The organism is Enterobacteriaceae bacterium Kacie_13, from assembly GCA_013457415.1.
GTDB lineage: Bacteria > Pseudomonadota > Gammaproteobacteria > Enterobacterales > Enterobacteriaceae > Rahnella.
This window is the reverse complement of the sequence record CP045665.1, coordinates 762,088-779,545: the sequence shown is the minus strand read 5'-3', so window position 1 is coordinate 779,545 and position 17,458 is coordinate 762,088. Positions and strand designations below refer to the sequence as shown.

Genomic DNA, 17,458 nt, shown 5'->3' with positions numbered 1-17,458 from the left:
GATTAATCCGTTTCTTACGGCTGGGACCCTGCATTGCACGGCCCGTTCAATTTCATTTTTTACTGGCGGCAACCACTTCTGCGGCCACACGTTCTGTCGCATCAGGAATGGCAGCTGCGCGGGCAGCACGGGCCATTTCCATAAGATGGGTTCTGTCCCATCCGGCCATCAAATCGGCCACTGCGGCAGCGCTAAAATCTTTTTGCTCAATAATCTTTGCAGCACCGGCTTTTTCCAGCGGCAACGCATTCCAGTACTGCTGGCGATCTTTATGCTGGAAAGGTACGAATATCGCCGGTAAACCTGCGGCAGCAATCTCGCTGACGGTTAGCGCCCCGGAACGACATACCACCACATCCGCCCAGGCATACGCCTGCGCCATATCATCAATAAACTCGGTCACTTTGTGCTGCGTCTGACCGACTTTTTCATAAGCCTGATTGACAGACTCCAGCGCACCTTTACCTACCTGATGCCACAGCGTTATTTTATCGCCCATCAGCGCCGCTACGTCCGGCATGCTCTGGTTCAGCACCCGCGCGCCCTGACTTCCGCCAATGACCAGTACGCGAATGGGTCCTTCACGCCCTGCCAGACGGGTTTCAGGCAACTCTAGCGCCAGCACATCGGTACGCACAGGGTTACCCACCACGTCGGCATTCGGAAATGCCCCCGGAAACGCCTGCAATACTTTTTTGGCAATATGCGACAACGCGCGGTTGGTCATGCCGGCAATACCATTTTGTTCATGCAACACCACCGGAATGCCCAGTGACCATGCTGCTAAGCCGCCAGGGCCGGACACGTACCCGCCCATGCCCAGCACAACATCAGGCTGGAAACGCTTCATGATGGCTTTTGCCTGGCGCCACGCATGATATATGTGAATCGGTGCCGTGAGTTGCGCTTTCAGACCTTTCCCACGTAATCCAGAGATTTTAATGAAATCAATCTCGATGCCATTTTTAGGCACCAGGTCGGCTTCCATACGATCTGCGGTACCCAGCCAGCGTACTTCCCAGCCTTGTTCCATCAGATGATGTGCCACGGCCAGTCCCGGAAAAACGTGTCCACCGGTACCGCCTGCCATCACCATTAAACGCCGGGTATTGCCACTCATCGGGCACTCCTTACAAACGCCTGGGCTTTTGCCAGCCGCGTTTCAAAATCCACTCGCAGCAATAAGACGATTGCTGTCGACATTATGATCAGGCTCGAACCACCGTAACTGATGAGCGGTAAGGTCAAACCTTTGGTCGGCAACATTCCCGCTGCGGCCCCAACGTTAACCAGCGCCTGGAAGCTAAACCACACGCCAATTGAGCAGGCCAAAAAGCCGGAAAATCGCTGATCGAGCTCTAATGCACGACGTCCGATGGACATCGCGCGAAAAGCGACGAAGAATACCATCAACAGGGCTAAAACCACACCGAAATACCCCAGTTCCTCGCCTAAAATCGAGAAGATAAAGTCGGTATGCGCCTCAGGTAAATACTCCAGTTTTTGCACGGAATTACCTAAACCCTGCCCCCAGAATTCACCACGGCCAAACGCCATCAGTGACTGGGTTAACTGGTAGCCGCTGCCGAACGGATCGGCCCACGGATTCCAAAAGGAAGTAACACGGCGCATACGGTACGGTTCGGCGATAATCAGTAGCACAACCGCAAACGCACCGGAGCCGATGATGGCCAGGAACTGCCACATTTTCGCCCCCGCCAGAAACAACATCGCCAGCGTGGTGATAAACAGGACAACCACCGTACCGAGGTCAGGCTGCGCCAGCAGTAATACTGCCAGCACGACCATCACGCCCATCGGCTTACAGAATCCCCAGAAGTTACTGCGGACTTCATCCACCTTGCGCACCAGATAGCTGGCGAGATAGCAGAACAGGGAAAGTTTAGAAAACTCGGCGGGCTGAATACGCAGCGGGCCGAACGAAATCCAGCGCGATGCCCCGTTGACCGAGCTACCGACCACCAGCACTACCAGCAGCATCACCACTGAGAGCAGAAGAAGTACGTTACTGTATTTCTGCCACACCGCCATCGGCACGCGCAGTGTCACCAGCGACATCCCAAAGGCCAGCGCGAGATAAATTGCATCACGCTTGGCAAACAGGAACGGGTCATCTGCCAGACGCTGACCGATCGGCATCGAGGCCGACGTCACCATCACAAAACCAACAATCGCCAGACCAAAGGTCAGCCACAGCAGCGTGCGGTCATACAGCACCAGCGTGACGGTGTCGTTTTCTCTGGCGCCCATCACCCAGTCGTTAAATTTTCTGACGATACCCAGCCCCGGCATACGGATCCGCATCAGCCAAGCTCCTTCGCCAGCGCAGTGAAGACATCACCACGGTGTTCAAAACTGCGGAACTGATCGAGACTCGCACACGCAGGAGACAGCAACACCATGTCGCCGGAAGCCAGATGTGAACTGATTTCACGCATCGCCTGTTCCATGGTTTCAAACAGAGAAGACACTTCCGGGCGCAGCTGCGCCAGCTCAGCGCCGTCGCGGCCAAAGCAGTAAACGCGGAGTTTCTCGCCCTGCAAATAAGGCGTCAGCGAGGAGAAATCAGCAGATTTTCCGTCGCCGCCTAATAGCAGGTGCAGCGTCCCCTCGACGTGCAGGCCGTTCAGTGCCGCCTCGGTGCTGCCGACGTTGGTTGCCTTGGAATCGTTAATCCAGCGTACGCCGTTGTGCTGCCAGGCTATCTGGAAACGATGCGCCAGGCCGGTAAAGGTGGTCAGCGCTTTCAGGCTGGAAGCATGAGGAACACCGACAGCATCCGCCAGCGCCAAAGCGGCCAGCGCATTGGTATAATTGTGACGGCCGGTCAGTGGCATCTCATTGGTATTGAGGACTTTCTCACCGCGCACGCGCAGCCAGATATCATCCTGCTGGCGGGTCAGGTGATAATCACCGACATCCACCCCAAAGCTGACGCAGCGTTTATCAGCGCCGCGCACCGGCATGGTCAGCGCATCGTCCGCATTCACCACGCACAGCGCGGCGTTTTCATACACTTTCAGCTTGGCTGCACGATACTGCTGGAGGCCAAACGGATAGCGATCCATATGGTCTTCAGTCACGTTCAGAATGGTAGCCGCAGCGGCTCGCAGACTTTCCGTGGTTTCCAGCTGGAAGCTGGAGAGTTCGAGCACGAATAAATCGTATTCGAGATCCAGCATTGTCAGCACCGGCAGGCCGATATTGCCGCCCACGCCGACGCGCCATCCGGCAGCTTTTGCCATTTCACCGACCAGCGTAGTGACGGTACTTTTACCATTTGAACCGGTAATCGCCACAATCGGCGTCTGGGTTTCACGGCAGAACAGTTCGATATCACCGACGATTTCCACACCCGCTTCGGCAGCTGCACTCAGAGCAGGCGTTGCCAGTGCGATGCCCGGACTGGCAACGATCAGATCCGCATCCAGAAGCCACTCTTCATTGAGTGAACCAAGATGACGGTCAATATTATCCGCAAGCTTGTCCAGTCCAGACGGGCTGACGCGGGTATCAATAACACGCGGCGTCACGCCCCGTGCCACAAAGAAATCAACACAGGAGAGGCCGGTCAGCCCCAGCCCGATGATGACAACTTTTTTACCCTGATAGTCAGCCATAGTTACCGTACCTTCAGCGTCGCGAGGCCGATCAGCACCAGCATCAGCGAAATAATCCAGAAGCGCACAATGACACGCGGTTCCGGCCAGCCTTTAAGTTCGTAATGATGATGGATAGGCGCCATACGGAAGATGCGCTGCCCGCGTAACTTAAAGGACCCGACTTGCAGGATCACCGACAGTGTTTCGACCACGAACACACCGCCCATAATGACCAGTAAGAACTCCTGACGCAGCAATACAGCGATGGTACCCAGCGCGCCGCCCAAGGCCAGCGAACCGACATCACCCATGAAGACCTGAGCCGGATAGGTGTTGAACCACAGGAACCCGAGCCCGGCACCGACAATCGCGGTACACACGATCACCAGCTCCCCCGCGTGACGCAGATAAGGAATATGCAGGTAGCTGGCGAAATTCATGTTACCGGTCGCCCATGCCACCAGCGCAAAGCCACCGGCAACGAACACAGTGGGCATAATCGCCAGCCCGTCCAGACCATCGGTCAGGTTGACGGCGTTGCTGGTCCCCACAATCACGAAGTAGCTCAGCAGGATGTATAAAAGGCCCAGCTGCGGCATAACGTCTTTAAAGAACGGCACCACCAGCTCTGTCGCCGGCGTGTCTTTACCGATGGCATACATGGTGAAAGCGGCGGCCAGAGCGATCACCGACTGCCAGAAGTACTTCCAGCGGGCGATCAGCCCTTTGGTATCCTTGCGCACGACTTTGCGGTAATCATCGATGAAACCGACAATGCCATAGCCAATCAGCACGAACAGCACGCACCAGACATACGGATTAGACGGATACGCCCACATCAGCACCGAAATGGTAATAGAGGCCAGAATCATCAGGCCGCCCATGGTTGGCGTGCCGCGTTTGCTGAAATGGGATTCCGGGCCGTCGTTACGCACGACCTGGCCAAATGACATTTTTTGCAGACGGGCAATCATCCGCGGACCAATCCACAATGACAGGAACAATGCAGTCAGCAGGCTGACGATGGCGCGAAACGTCAGATAGGAAAAGACGTTGAAGCCGGAATAATATTTGACCAAGTGTTCGGCCAGCCAAACTAACATGTTGCATTCTCCTGTAACGCGCGTACTACCTGCTCCATTGCGGCACTACGTGAACCTTTAATTAAAACGGTAATAACCGCATGTTCGGACAGTAAGCTCGACAAACGGGCCGTCAGGGCTGCCTTATCTTCTAAATGCTCACCACACCCGCTGACATCACTGATGATGCGGCTGTCGTGGCCAATACTGAAAACTTTGTCGATCCCGGCTGCACGAATCGCTTCGCCGACCTGACGGTGGCACGCTTCGCTTTGTGCACCCAGTTCCGCCATGTCGCCAACGGCCATCACGCGGTAGCCCGGCATTTCTGCCAGAACCTGTGCGGCGGCAGTCATCGAACCGACGTTAGCGTTGTAACTGTCATCGAGCAGCGTTTTGCCTTCGCAAAGCGCGATCGGGAACAAACGACCTTTGACTGATTGCAGCGTCGCCAGGCCAGCACGCACATTTTCGAGCGAAGCACCGACCGACAGCGCCAGCGCGGCCGCAGCCATTGCGTTAGCAATGTTGTGACGCCCCGGCACAGGCAACGAAACGTCAATGCTGCCCCGAGGAGAATGCAACGTAAATGCGGTGTTCAGCGGGCTGATTTTGACGTCTGTTGCAAAGAAATCGATGCCGTCACTCTGTTGCGCAGAATTTTTTGTCGAAGAGAAACGCCAGACGGTTTTGCCGTCGAGCTTGCGCTGCCAGTTCGGCCAGTCATTATTGTCAGCGTTGATAATCGCCGTGCCGTTTTCCGGCAGGCCTTCAAAAATCTCCCCCTTGGCCTGTGCAACTCCAGCCAGTGAACCAAAACCTTCAAGGTGAGCGGCAGACAGGTTATTTACCAGCGCCGTTTCCGGCCTCGCCAGTGCGGTGGTATAAGCGATTTCGCCAGAATGGTTAGCGCCCATTTCGATGACGGCAAAATCATGTTCTGCGGTCAGGCGTAGCAACGTCAGCGGTACGCCGATGTCGTTATTGAAGTTGCCTGCGGTATACAGCACATTGCCGCATTCGCGCAAAATTGCAGCGGTCATCTCTTTCACGGAAGTTTTACCGGAGGAGCCGGTCAGGCCAACCACGCGGGCAGGAACCTGCTGACGCACCCAGCCGCCGAGCTGGCCGAGCGCAATTCGTGTATCAGCCACCACTAACTGCGGCACGTCCACCGGTAAGCGCTTACTTACCAGTAAAGCCGCTGAACCCGCTTTAACAGCGTCATCCGCGAAGTCGTGAGCATCAAATTTTTCGCCTTTCAGGGCAATGAATAAACAGCCCGGCGTAATCTGACGGGTATCTGTGGTGACACTGTCGATTTGGGTATCGTTACCGATAAGTTCGGCATTGAGTGCCGCACTCAACGTTTGCAGTGAAACACGGATCATGCGATCACCCCCAGCAAACGGGCAACCGTTACCCGGTCGGAATAATCGAGACGCTGATTGCCCACCAGTTGGTAATCCTCATGGCCTTTACCAGCGATTAGCACCACGTCATCTTCGCCAGCCTGCATAATCGCGCTGGTCACTGCTTCTGCGCGGCCATGAATTTCCTGGGCACGCCCAGCATCCAGCAGCCCGGCAAGGATATCCGCCACGATAGCGCGCGGCTCTTCGCTGCGCGGATTATCGTCAGTCACGATCACACGATCGGCGTACTGTTCCGCAATGCCGCCCATAAGAGGACGTTTACCTTTGTCGCGATCGCCGCCGCAGCCAAACACGCACCATAGCGTGCCACGGCAATGCAGTCGCGCTGCCGCCAATGCTTTTTCCAGCGCGTCCGGCGTATGAGCGTAATCTACAACGGCGGTAGGTTTGCCCGGCGCATTGAATACTTCCATGCGGCCACACACCGGTTGCAGCTGTGAACTCACCGCCAGCAACTGCGACAGTGGATAATCCTGAGAAAGCAAGGTCGCCAGCGCCACCAGCAAATTACTGACGTTGAACGCGCCCATCAGACGGCTTTCCAGCAGCCCTTCGCCCCAGCTTGAATCGATATTGACGGTCGCGCCGTTGTCGTGATAATTCACGCTACGCGCCGCCAGCCAGCGGCCTTTCCAGTCAGCCGGGATGTTGTTTTCCATGGTGACGGCGATAGCGTCCGGCGTTTTCGCCAACCAACGCAATCCGACTTCATCGTCAGCATTGATAATTTTTTGGCCAACCTGATGCGAAGAAAAGAGTTGCCATTTGGCGTCTTCATAACTCTGCATGTCGCCGTGATAATCCAGATGGTCGCGGCTCAGGTTGGTGAAGGCAGCGGCGGCAAACGGCAACGCGGCAACGCGGTGCTGGACCAGACCGTGGGAAGAGACTTCCATCGCGGCGAAGGTGGCGCCTTGCTGTACCAAATCCGCCAGAATATGCTGAACCTGGACCGCAGAACCGGTGGTGTTTTCCGCCGGTACCACTTTATCGAGTAAGCCATTGCCGACGGTGCCCATTACGGCGCTCGTTTCACCGAGCAACTGGCTCCACTGAGCCAACAGCTGCGTAGTGGTGGTTTTGCCGTTGGTGCCAGTCACGCCGATCAGACGTAACGCCTGACCCGGCTGATGGTAAAAACGCCCCGCCAGTTCTGACAGCAAGACGTTCAGATTCTCGAGGTAAATTACCGGTACACCATGCATCTGGCAGACCGTTCCATGCTCTTGTTCACCCTTTGCTTCGGCCACAACGGCAGCGACACCCTGAGCAATTGCCTGAGGAATAAAACGACGCCCATCACTGGTATGGCCTGAAATCGCGACAAACAGATCTCCGGCAGCCGCGACGCGGCTGTCTAAAATCATGTCTTTTAGCGCTACTGCCGGGGCATCACTCACCCAGGGCGCTAATAGGTCGCGCAAATTACGATCTGCCACCTGAAGCCTCTTTTTGATTATTCACTATGTCTGCATTTTCATCGGCAGTCAGCGCATCCGGTTCGATGTTCATGGTGCGCAATACACCGCCCATGATCGCGCCAAACACAGGTGCGGAAACAGCCCCACCGTAATACTTCCCTGCCTGCGGATCGTTGATAACCACCACCAGCGCAAATCTTGGATTGCTTGCCGGTGCAACGCCTGCGGTGTAGGCAATGTATTTGTTCACATACTTACCATCGGGACCGACTTTCTTCGCGGTACCGGTTTTAATCGCTATACGGTATCCCTTGATCGCTGCTTTAACACCACCGCCGCCGGGTAGCGCGACGCTTTCCATCATATGCACGACGGTGCGGACAATCGGTTCAGGGAAGATACGTTCGCCGGAAACGGGCGGATCAACTTTGGTGATCGACAGCGGACGATAAATGCCCATGCTGCCAATCGTTGCATAGACTCGCGCTAACTGGAGAGGTGTCACCATTAGCCCGTAGCCGAAAGAGAAGGTGGCCCTCTCTATGTCAGACCACCGTTGTTTTTTAGGGTATAAGCCACTGCTTTCTCCAACCAGTCCCAAATTGGTCGGTTTTCCCAATCCGAATCGCGAGTAGGTATCTACCAGCTCTGCGGATGGCATCGATAACGCCAGTCGTGAAACACCGACGTTACTCGACTTCTGCAAGATACCCGTCACGGAGAGCTCCGCGTAACGGGCCACATCTTTAATCTCATGACCGTTAATTCGATACGGCACGGTGTTCAGCACGCTGTTCTCGCGCACAACACCATTTTTCAGCGCCGTCATCACCACCATAGGTTTGACGGTAGAACCCGGCTCGAAGATGTCTGTGATCGCGCGGTTACGCATCACGTCTTTCGGCGTGTTCGGCATGTTATTTGGGTTATAAGACGGGCTGTTGGCCATCGCCAGCACTTCGCCGGTTTGCACATCGACCAGCACCGCAGTGCCTGATTCGGCTTTGTTAAATGCCACGGCGTTGTTCAGCTCGCGGTACACCAGCGCCTGCAAACGCTCGTCAATGCTCAGCGCCAGATTGTGCGCAGCCTGGCTGTCAACGGAGGAAATGTCTTCAATGACGCGCCCGAAGCGGTCTTTACGAATGGTGCGCTCGCCCGGCTTCCCGGTCAGCCAGCGGTCAAAACTTTTCTCAACACCTTCAATACCTTCGCCATCGATGTTAGTGACGCCAATGACGTGCGATGTCACCTGCCCGGCCGGATAGTAACGACGGGACTCCTGACGCAAGGAAATCCCCGGCAGTTTGAGTTTGTGAATATATTCGCCAACGGAAGGGTTGATCTGACGCGCGAGATAAACGAAGCGGCCTTTTGGATTCGCGTTGATGCGGGCAGACAGCTGATCGAGTGGCATGTTGAGCGCATCGGCGAGCGCTTTCCACTTGGTATCGACCGTAATGCCGCCGCGATCGTTAATTTCTTTCGGATCGGCCCAAATTGCATTTACAGGCACGCTGACGGCCAGAGGGCGTCCGGAGCGGTCGGTAATCATCCCACGGGAGGTCGGAATGGTTTGAACGCGCAGGGAACGCAGGTCCCCTTCTTTTACCAGCTTATCGGGGTTTATCACCTGAAGATAAGCCACCCGCAACATTAGACCCAGTAAGGCCAGTAAAATACAGGCGCACAACAACGCAAAACGCCAGCTGATAAAGCTGGCTTGATCTTCGGGACGCTTTAACTTCGCGGTGCGTGTTGCTTTCATTAGCTGCCTGTATTCTCCGTGCGCATTTTAAGGCTGAACCACAATAGTTTCTTGAGATGGATCAACGTGCTGCATCTGCAATTTCTCCGTTGCGATGCGTTCTACCCGACTGTGATCGCCGAGAGCATTCTCTTCAAGGATCAGGTTGCGCCACTCAATGTCCAGCGCATCCCTCTCCAGTACTAACTGTTCGCGCTGTGCCGTCAGTAAACGCGTCCGGTGTGCAGTGGTGACCACAAAGATGGCGCTGACCAAAACGGCAATCAGCAAAATCATCGGGATCTTGCCATTGCGCAAAATGTCGCTGGCAATGACCCCCACTAACCCGTGGCGTTCATTGCCAATCACGATGCCGTTCTCTCAGCAAAACGCAGGACTGAACTGCGTGCCCGCGGGTTTTCTGACACTTCCGCATCGGAAGGCATCATTTTCCCCACTGATTTTAATGAGCGTCCGCCAAGTTCAGCGATCTGGGCTTCTGTCATTGGAATACCGGCTGGCACCTGCGCACCACGGCTATGCTGACGAATAAAGCGTTTCACGATGCGGTCTTCCAGCGAGTGGAAGCTGATCACGGATAAACGCCCTGCCGGTGCCAGAATTTCCAGTGCGCCATCCAGCGCACGTTCGATTTCTTCCAATTCACTGTTGATGTAGATACGAATCGCCTGGAAGCTGCGTGTCGCCGGATGCTTATGCTTTTCACGAAACGGCGAGGCATTCGCAATCAAATCAGCCAGTTCTTTGGTACGTGTCATTGGCAATTCGCGGTTACGCTCAACAATCGCGCGCGCAATGCGTTTGGCAAAGCGCTCTTCACCGAACGTTTTTAATACCCAGATGATGTCTTCCTCTTCCGCTTTCATCAGCCATTCTGCCGCTGAGTAACCGCGTGTCGGATCCATGCGCATATCCAGAGGTCCGTCACGCATAAAGGAGAAGCCGCGTTCCGCATCATCAAGCTGCGGAGAGGAAACGCCTAAATCAAGCAGCACGCCGTCGATCTTACCTTCCAGACCACGTTCGCGAACATAGTCAGCGAGATCGGAGAAAGGTCCGTGAACGATAGAAAAACGTGCGTCATCAATAGATTCTGCAGCTTTAATTGCCTGCGGATCGCGGTCGATCGCCAGCAGGCGACCTTGCGGGCCAAGCTGTGACAAAATCAGACGTGAGTGGCCACCGCGGCCAAAGGTGCCGTCTATGTAAATGCCGTCCTGGCGGATGTTCAGGCCGTTGACGGCTTCATCCAGCAAGACGGAAGTGTGTTTGTAGTTTTCAACCATGCTTATAATGACAAGTCCTGTAATCGGTCAGAGAGTGGTTCCTGAGACGATTGTTCAGCGTCTATGTCTTCCTTAACTTGTTGATACCAGGTCTGTTCATCCCACAGTTCAAACTTGTTGAACTGCCCAACCAGCATCACTTCTTTTGCGAGCCCGGCGTGCTGACGCAGAGTATTGGCAATCAACAGACGCCCGGCGTTATCCATCTGACATTCACTTGCATGTCCCAGTAACAGGCGCTGAATACGGCGCTCGACGGGGTTCATACTCGACAGACGGGACAATTTACGTTCGATAATTTCCCACTCGGGAAGGGTGTAAAGGAGGAGGCATGGGTGATGGAGGTCTATGGTGCACACCATTTGACCTTGCGATTCTTCGCTCAGCAAATCCCGGTAACGGGTGGGTACGGCAAGTCGCCCTTTGCTGTCGAGGTTAACCATCGTCGCGCCACGAAACATGACCGATCTACCCCTCTATGACCCTAATCACCACTTTCCTCCACAAATTCCCACTTAAAAGAGTTTACGGATGGTTTCAAAACCTTGTCAAGCCAGAGCGGAGGCGGTTTGGCAATATTTACGCGGGGACTCGAAAGCCCGACGTAACGCTGTGAGGTATTTTAGAGGTGAAATAGAAAATAACGTCATGATTAGTTGAAGAAATTTCGGAGGGTTAATAATTTCGTTTAAAAAAAAACCAAACTGAATATTATTTAACTATTTATATTCTTCTGTTATCTGACTCTCGTTTCTTGTTCTCTTGCCATAAGAAAAATCATTTCTGATTTTTTTTTCGGCTATCACTGCTAAATCATCATCATTTTGTGAGCCAGCCCGCATGGCATAAGCCTTTCAGGGCGTTTAAAAACCACGAGTCGCGAGACAGCCGCAAGTCCGGATAAATTAAGCGGGGAATTCTACAGCACTTTTGCAGACAGCATTAACGTATTTTAGATATCAATAAACAGATTTATATCGGCATCAGAAAGACGAAAACATTTGTTAATAATTCAGCGATCTGAGAATGCTCCTAAAATAACCACTTTCCCTGCGTGGGATTTTTTATCTCGTTTGTGAGCATAATGATCAATTGGGTAAGAGAGGATAGAAAAGCGTGTTTGTGCGAGGGAATCACGGGCACTCAGTAGAATACCCGTCAGGATCACTTGCGGCTCAACCGGCCACGACGGAAGAGGTTGCGACGAATACGGGTCAGGCCTGCTTTGGGCTTTTTCGGTTCATCCAGACACGCAAGTACCAGTTCCAGCACACGTTCGGCAACGTCACGATGACGCTGTGCGACCGCCAGCACCGGACACTCGAGGAAGTCGAGAAGCTCGTTATCCCCAAAGGTGGCAATCACCAGATCGACAGGCAAACGCCCTTCCGTTTTCAGCGTGACGTCCATGACGCCCTGCAACAACTGGAACGAGGTGGTGAAAAGCGCCTGCGGCATCGGATTGTGTTTCAGCCACTGGGCAAACACCACCGCCGCTGATTCACGGTCATATGCATTGGCGTAAAGATACTGCGGCTGACGTGAATCTTCAGCCCAGGCCTGGCGGAAGCCCTGCTCGCGCAGGAAGCTGACCGACAATTCAGGCAATGCACCGAGATACAATACCGATTCAGCAGGGAATGTACGCAATTCCTGCGCCAGCATCAGGGCATCTTCCTGATCGGCACCGACAACGCTGATGAAATGCTCAGGGTCGAGCGCGCGATCCAGCGCAATAATGGGGAAATCGTCATTGGCCCAGCGCTGATAAAACGGATGCTCCGGCGGTAAAGACGTGGAAATGATAATCGCATCAACCTGACGCTGCAGCAGATGCTCAATGCAGCGCATCTCGTTGTCGGGCTGATCTTCTGAACAGGCTATCAGCAACTGATACCCGCGCTGGCGTGCCTGACGTTCGAGAAAATTGGCAATTTTGGTATAACTGGTATTTTCCAGATCGGGGATCACCAGACCAATAGATCGGGTTCGGCCAGCGCGTAAGCCCGCTGCCACCGCATTCGGGTGATAGTTATGTTCCTTCACGACAGCCATGACTTTTTCGACTGTTTTATCGCTGACACGATACTGCTTCGCTTTGCCGTTAATTACATAACTGGCCGTCGTACGCGAAACGCCCGCTAACCTCGCGATCTCATCCAGCTTCACTGAGATAACCCCTTAAGAAAGATAATGCTTTATCTAACCCCAGAAGCCCCTGCCGGGCAAGGTGTTTTACCGAATCGCTTCACCTGAGCCACAAAAAAGAAAGCCCAACCAAAAAGTTGAGCTTTCATAGAGCAGATAAATTTTACATCCTGCTGATTTTTTAGGCTTTAGCGCATGATCTTATCGCCGCGCGAAACACCGACCACGCCGGAGCGTGCCACTTCGACGATTTCAGCCACATCACGAATGCTGGCTAAAAACGCGTCTAACTTGTCGCTGGTGCCCGCAAGCTGAACGGTGTAAAGCGTCGCCGTAACATCAACAATCTGGCCACGGAAGATTTCAGTGGAACGCTTCACCTCTTCGCGGCCATAGCCGGAAGCCTGGACCTTCACCAGCATGATTTCGCGCTCAACGTGAGCGCCCTGCACGAGTTCGGTGACGCGCAGCACGTCGACCAGCTTATGCAGCTGCTTTTCTATCTGCTCGAGCACCTTGGCATCGCCTACGGTCTGGATCGTCATTCGCGACAATGTCGGATCATCGGTCGGCGCAACAGTGAGGCTTTCGATGTTGTAGCCACGCTGAGAGAAAAGGCCGACTACGCGCGACAACGCGCCCGATTCGTTTTCCAGTAATACTGATAAAATCCGGCGCATGATCAGGTCCTCTCCGTTTTGCTTAACCACATTTCGTCCATCGCACCGCCACGGATGTGCATCGGGTAAACGTGTTCTGTTTCATCAATGCTGATATCCACGAATACCAGACGATTTTTCTGTTCCAGTGCCTGAATAAGTTTGCTTTCCAGCTCATCCGGCGTGCGGATAGCAATGCCGACGTGACCATAGGCTTCCGCCAGTTTGACGAAGTCAGGCAGCGATTCCATGTAGGATTGCGAATGGCGACCAGAATAAATCATGTCCTGCCACTGTTTCACCATACCGAGATAACCGTTATTCAGGTTGACCACAATTACTGGCAAACCGTATTGCAGCGCCGTCGACAGCTCCTGAATATTCATCTGGATACTGCCGTCGCCGGTCACACAAATCACCGTTTCGTCCGGCAGACCGAGTTTCACACCCAGCGCAGCCGGCAGGCCAAAGCCCATCGTGCCGAGGCCACCGGAATTTATCCAGCGACGTGGCTTATCAAACTGATAATAGAGTGCGGCAAACATCTGATGCTGACCGACGTCCGACGTCACATAGGCATCGCCTTTGGTCAGGCGATGCAGCGTTTCGATAACGGCCTGCGGTTTGATTTTTCCACTGTTTTTGTCGTAGCTCAGGCACTGACGCGCACGCCAGTTTTCAATACTTGTCCACCAGTCGCGCAGCGCATCGAATTCCTGTTTGTCGTCGCTCTGCGCCAGCAGTTCCAGCATCTGAACCAGCGTCTGCTTCGCATCACCGACGATCGGAATGTCGGCACTGACGGTTTTTGAGATCGATGTTGGATCGATATCGATATGCATTACGGTGGCATTCGGGCAGTACTTCGCCAGATTGTTAGTGGTTCGGTCGTCGAAACGCACACCCACGCCAAAGATCAGATCCGCATTGTGCATCACCATATTGGCTTCGTAGGTGCCGTGCATACCGAGCATACCGAGGCTCTGACGATGGGTGCCAGGAAATGCGCCCAAGCCCATCAGAGAGGTGGTTACCGGCAGATTCAGTTTCTCCGCCAGCTCCAGAATTTCCGCATGACACTCAGAGTTGATCGCGCCACCGCCGACGTACAGCACCGGTTTTTTCGCGGCCAGTAACGTCTGCAATCCGCGTTTAATTTGCCCGCGATGGCCTTGCACCGTCGGATTATAGGACCGCATCGTTACCTGCTCAGGGTAAGCGTATGGCAATTTGATTTGCGGATTCACCACGTCTTTTGGCAAATCGACCACCACCGGCCCCGGACGGCCCGTGGACGCCAGATAGAACGCTTTTTTCAGCACGGTAGGAATATCCTCCGCGCGTTTTACCAGAAAACTGTGTTTCACCACTGGACGGGAGATCCCCACCATGTCGCATTCCTGGAACGCGTCATAACCGATAAGTGAACTGTGTACCTGGCCGGATAGCACCACCAGCGGAATGGAATCCATATAAGCTGTCGCAATACCGGTGATAGCATTGGTTGCGCCGGGACCGGAGGTCACCAGCACCACGCCCACTTCGCCCGTGGCGCGCGCATAACCGTCAGCCATATGAACAGCGGCCTGTTCATGTCTCACCAGCACATGATCAATCCCGCCGACCGTGTGCAGGGCATCATAGATATCCAACACCGCCCCGCCGGGATAACCGAATAACTGCTTCACGCCCTGATCGATTAACGATCGAACGACCATCTCGGCTCCTGACAACATCTCCATGGTTTTGCCTCCAGGCTTTTTATTTCTTCTATAGGATGACTTTTTATTTCAGCAAGCTGTTCTATCAAGCAGCAATCTAAAGTTAAATTACTGAATTTTAGGCCTTTACGCAGAGCGGATGAAAACCCTGCTGTTCTTATTGGCGTTGCTAACTCAACTCAGTACCTTAGCGTGAGAATTTGGGTCAGGCAAACGCCAAAATAGGGATGACAGATTTCGTTTATTGCGACACGCTGCCATCAATCGCCCGTTCGGGACAAAACACTGCCTGCGTACGGCAACCAGTCAGAAATATCAGGAAGGCGGGAAAAATTACAGGATTAAATTATGTCTGATGCTGACATAGGAATGATCAGGGAACCGGCGAACAGGCCTTCGCCGGTATTGAGAAAATGGGAGAGTCGCGGTGTTATTCGCCGTACAGTTCGTCGATTTCCTTTTTGTAGCGACTGAAAATAATCTTACGACGCAGCTTGAGCGTCGGCGTCAGTTCGCCGGATTCCATAGTGAAAGGTTTGATCAGCAGCACAAATTTTTTCACCTGCTCAAAGCCTGCCAAATCCTGTTGAATTTCACGCAACTGATGAGCAAACAGCGACAGAATCTGTTCGTTTTTGACCAGACCGCTGCGGTTGAAATAATCGATATGATGCGCCTGCGCGTACATATTGAGCACATCGAAATCTGGCACGATCAGCGCAGAAACAAAGTGACGCTCATCGGCGATCACTGCCGCCTGTTCAATGTAACGATCCTGCACCAGCGTGCCTTCGATCCGCTGCGGCGCAATGTATTTACCGCCCGAGGTTTTCATCAGATCTTTCAGTCGTTCGGTGATAAACACGTTGCCTTCTGCGTCCATCTTCCCTGCATCACCGGTTTTGAACCAGCCATCCGCAGTGAAACTGGCCGCTGTTTCTTCCGGCTTATTGAAGTAACCACGCAGCAGAGTAGGTCCGCGTACCTGAATTTCATTTTCGTCACCGATACGTACATCGATTTCCGGTAACGCTGTGCCGACAGAGCCAAAGCGGAAATCCCTCTCTTCCCAGCAGGTGACGGTGGCGCACGTTTCCGTCAAACCATAACCGTACTTGATGTGCAAACCGAGGGATTCGAAAAACAGAATCACATTGTCATCAAGGCTCGCGCCCGCCGCTGGCAGAAAACGTAAGTTACCGCCGAGCAAACCACGCAGCTTTTTAAGCACCAGCTTGTCCGCCAGAAAATATGCCGGTGCAAGCCAAAAGGGATAACGTACGCCACGGCGCTCGGTCAGAAACTTCTCTTTACCCTGTGCCACTGCCCAGTGGAACAGCCGCTTTTTCACCGTTCCCGCGCGGGCCACTTTGTCGTGAATTGCACTGAACACTTTTTCATAAAAACGCGGCACGGCGCACATGACGCTGGGTTTCACGGCCTGTAACGCATCCCGTACCAAATCGGTATCACGCAGAAAGACGTTCTGCGCCCCGCAGTGCATAACAAAGAAGCTCCACGCCCGCTCGAACACGTGAGCCAGCGGCAGAAAACACAGAGAGATATCCTGGTCGGAAATCGTCAGGCGTTTTTCGTGCTGTTTCAGTTGCGTCGCCATGCTGCGATAGTCGAGCATCACGCCTTTGGCTTCCCCGGTCGTACCTGAGGTATAGATCAGTGTGAATAAATCGTTGAGATCGCGGGTGCTGATGCGAGCCTCGCGCTCGGCGTCTGACGCTGGGTCCAGTACGGCGGTATCTGGCACATGTCGGGCTATGTTCACACCCTGTAAATCGACGTTATTATCGAGTACCAGAATGTGTTTTAGCTGCGGGCAGAGCTCGCGCAACGCAATCGCCGCGTCGTATTGCTTTTGGCCGACCACGAATAATATACGGATATCCGCATCGTTAAGTACGTACGCGGATTGCGCGGGCGTGTTCGTGGCATAGACCGGCACGGTGACCGCGCGCAGTTGCAAAATTGCCAGATCCGCCGTTGCCCAGGCGATGGAATTGTTCCCGCAGATTGCAATCCGCTCCTGAACCTCCACCTGCTCCCGTAAAAGGAGAGACGATAAAACATCGACTTTCGCCCCTAACTGGCGCCAGGTCAGTGATGTTTCAACAGCAGGTGACCATTCACGAAAGGCGGTTTGGTCAGCACGAAGAGTGACCTGTTGGCGAAAACGGGCGATCAAATGGTACTCATTTAAGGTTGAATTCATTGAGCGTCTATACCGGCGTTCAGCGCAGCTCGCCAGGAGGCGGCTAACTGAATTGCTCTGTTACAAAGATTTAACGCAGTCTACCGA

Annotated in this window: 14 protein-coding genes; all 14 read right to left on the bottom strand. The window is 53.8% G+C overall.

Annotation, left to right across the window (positions count from 1 at the left end):
• Window positions 1-52: 52 nt before the first annotated feature.
• Complete coding sequence (gene murG, locus GE278_03530) at window positions 53-1,120, bottom strand: undecaprenyldiphospho-muramoylpentapeptide beta-N-acetylglucosaminyltransferase (GenBank protein QLK59915.1); 1,068 nt, start codon at window positions 1,118-1,120, stop codon at window positions 53-55.
• Window positions 1,117-2,325 (bottom strand): cell division protein FtsW, encoded by a 1,209-nt coding sequence (ftsW, locus tag GE278_03525; protein ID QLK59914.1) that lies wholly within the window; start codon window positions 2,323-2,325, stop codon window positions 1,117-1,119. Before ftsW ends, murG begins: the two co-directional genes overlap by 4 nt.
• On the bottom strand, window positions 2,325-3,641 hold the full coding sequence (murD, locus tag GE278_03520; GenBank protein ID QLK59913.1) for a UDP-N-acetylmuramoyl-L-alanine--D-glutamate ligase: 1,317 nt from the start codon (window positions 3,639-3,641) through the stop codon (window positions 2,325-2,327). Before murD ends, ftsW begins: the two co-directional genes overlap by 1 nt.
• 2 nt (window positions 3,642-3,643) lie before the next feature.
• Entirely contained in the window at window positions 3,644-4,726 is a 1,083-nt protein-coding gene (gene mraY, locus GE278_03515) for a phospho-N-acetylmuramoyl-pentapeptide-transferase (GenBank protein QLK59912.1), read from the bottom strand.
• A complete protein-coding gene (gene murF / locus GE278_03510; protein ID QLK59911.1) occupies window positions 4,720-6,096 on the bottom strand; it encodes a UDP-N-acetylmuramoyl-tripeptide--D-alanyl-D-alanine ligase in 1,377 nt (458 codons plus the stop codon). Before murF ends, mraY begins: the two co-directional genes overlap by 7 nt.
• The gene (gene murE / locus GE278_03505; protein QLK59910.1) at window positions 6,093-7,580 is read right to left on the bottom strand and encodes a UDP-N-acetylmuramoyl-L-alanyl-D-glutamate--2,6-diaminopimelate ligase; all 1,488 of its coding nucleotides are present in this window, start codon (window positions 7,578-7,580) and stop codon (window positions 6,093-6,095) included. The genes murF and murE overlap by 4 nt, the downstream gene beginning before the upstream one ends.
• On the bottom strand, window positions 7,567-9,330 hold the full coding sequence (ftsI, locus tag GE278_03500; protein QLK59909.1) for a peptidoglycan glycosyltransferase FtsI: 1,764 nt from the start codon (window positions 9,328-9,330) through the stop codon (window positions 7,567-7,569). The genes murE and ftsI overlap by 14 nt, the downstream gene beginning before the upstream one ends.
• Window positions 9,331-9,357: 27 nt before the next feature.
• Window positions 9,358-9,678, bottom strand: coding sequence for a cell division protein FtsL (gene ftsL, locus GE278_03495; GenBank protein QLK59908.1), 321 nt, complete (start codon window positions 9,676-9,678; stop codon window positions 9,358-9,360).
• Window positions 9,675-10,616, bottom strand: coding sequence for a 16S rRNA (cytosine(1402)-N(4))-methyltransferase RsmH (gene rsmH, locus GE278_03490; protein QLK59907.1), 942 nt, complete (start codon window positions 10,614-10,616; stop codon window positions 9,675-9,677). The genes ftsL and rsmH overlap by 4 nt, the downstream gene beginning before the upstream one ends.
• Window positions 10,617-10,618: 2 nt before the next feature.
• Window positions 10,619-11,077 carry a division/cell wall cluster transcriptional repressor MraZ gene (gene mraZ / locus GE278_03485; GenBank protein QLK59906.1) on the bottom strand — a complete coding sequence of 153 codons (459 nt, stop codon included), beginning with the start codon at window positions 11,075-11,077 and terminating at the stop codon, window positions 10,619-10,621.
• 703 nt (window positions 11,078-11,780) lie between these two features.
• On the bottom strand, window positions 11,781-12,785 hold the full coding sequence (gene cra / locus GE278_03480) for a catabolite repressor/activator (GenBank protein ID QLK59905.1): 1,005 nt from the start codon (window positions 12,783-12,785) through the stop codon (window positions 11,781-11,783).
• A gap of 167 nt (window positions 12,786-12,952) precedes the next feature.
• The gene (gene ilvN, locus GE278_03475; GenBank protein QLK59904.1) at window positions 12,953-13,444 is read right to left on the bottom strand and encodes an acetolactate synthase small subunit; all 492 of its coding nucleotides are present in this window, start codon (window positions 13,442-13,444) and stop codon (window positions 12,953-12,955) included.
• Window positions 13,445-13,446: 2 nt separating this feature from the next.
• On the bottom strand, window positions 13,447-15,165 hold the full coding sequence (gene ilvI, locus GE278_03470; protein QLK59903.1) for an acetolactate synthase 3 large subunit: 1,719 nt from the start codon (window positions 15,163-15,165) through the stop codon (window positions 13,447-13,449).
• Between the two features lie 409 nt (window positions 15,166-15,574).
• Window positions 15,575-17,371: an AMP-binding protein gene (locus tag GE278_03465; protein QLK59902.1), complete on the bottom strand. Its 1,797-nt coding sequence runs from the start codon at window positions 17,369-17,371 to the stop codon at window positions 15,575-15,577.
• Between the last annotated feature and the right edge of the window lie 87 nt (window positions 17,372-17,458).

What these genes read in the sequence shown, in the direction of transcription:
- murG (QLK59915.1), bottom strand. Translation starts at nt 1,120, where the DNA reads ATGAGTGGCAATACCCGGCGTTTAATGGTGATGGCAGGCGGTACCGGT.
- ftsI (QLK59909.1), bottom strand. Translation starts at nt 9,330, where the DNA reads ATGAAAGCAACACGCACCGCGAAGTTAAAGCGTCCCGAAGATCAAGCC.
- ftsW (QLK59914.1), bottom strand. Translation starts at nt 2,325, where the DNA reads ATGCGGATCCGTATGCCGGGGCTGGGTATCGTCAGAAAATTTAACGAC.
- mraY (QLK59912.1), bottom strand. Translation starts at nt 4,726, where the DNA reads ATGTTAGTTTGGCTGGCCGAACACTTGGTCAAATATTATTCCGGCTTC.
- murF (QLK59911.1), bottom strand. Translation starts at nt 6,096, where the DNA reads ATGATCCGTGTTTCACTGCAAACGTTGAGTGCGGCACTCAATGCCGAA.
- GE278_03465 (QLK59902.1), bottom strand. Translation starts at nt 17,371, where the DNA reads ATGAATTCAACCTTAAATGAGTACCATTTGATCGCCCGTTTTCGCCAA.
- rsmH (QLK59907.1), bottom strand. Translation starts at nt 10,616, where the DNA reads ATGGTTGAAAACTACAAACACACTTCCGTCTTGCTGGATGAAGCCGTC.
- mraZ (QLK59906.1), bottom strand. Translation starts at nt 11,077, where the DNA reads ATGTTTCGTGGCGCGACGATGGTTAACCTCGACAGCAAAGGGCGACTT.
- ilvN (QLK59904.1), bottom strand. Translation starts at nt 13,444, where the DNA reads ATGCGCCGGATTTTATCAGTATTACTGGAAAACGAATCGGGCGCGTTG.
- ilvI (QLK59903.1), bottom strand. Translation starts at nt 15,165, where the DNA reads ATGGAGATGTTGTCAGGAGCCGAGATGGTCGTTCGATCGTTAATCGAT.
- murD (QLK59913.1), bottom strand. Translation starts at nt 3,641, where the DNA reads ATGGCTGACTATCAGGGTAAAAAAGTTGTCATCATCGGGCTGGGGCTG.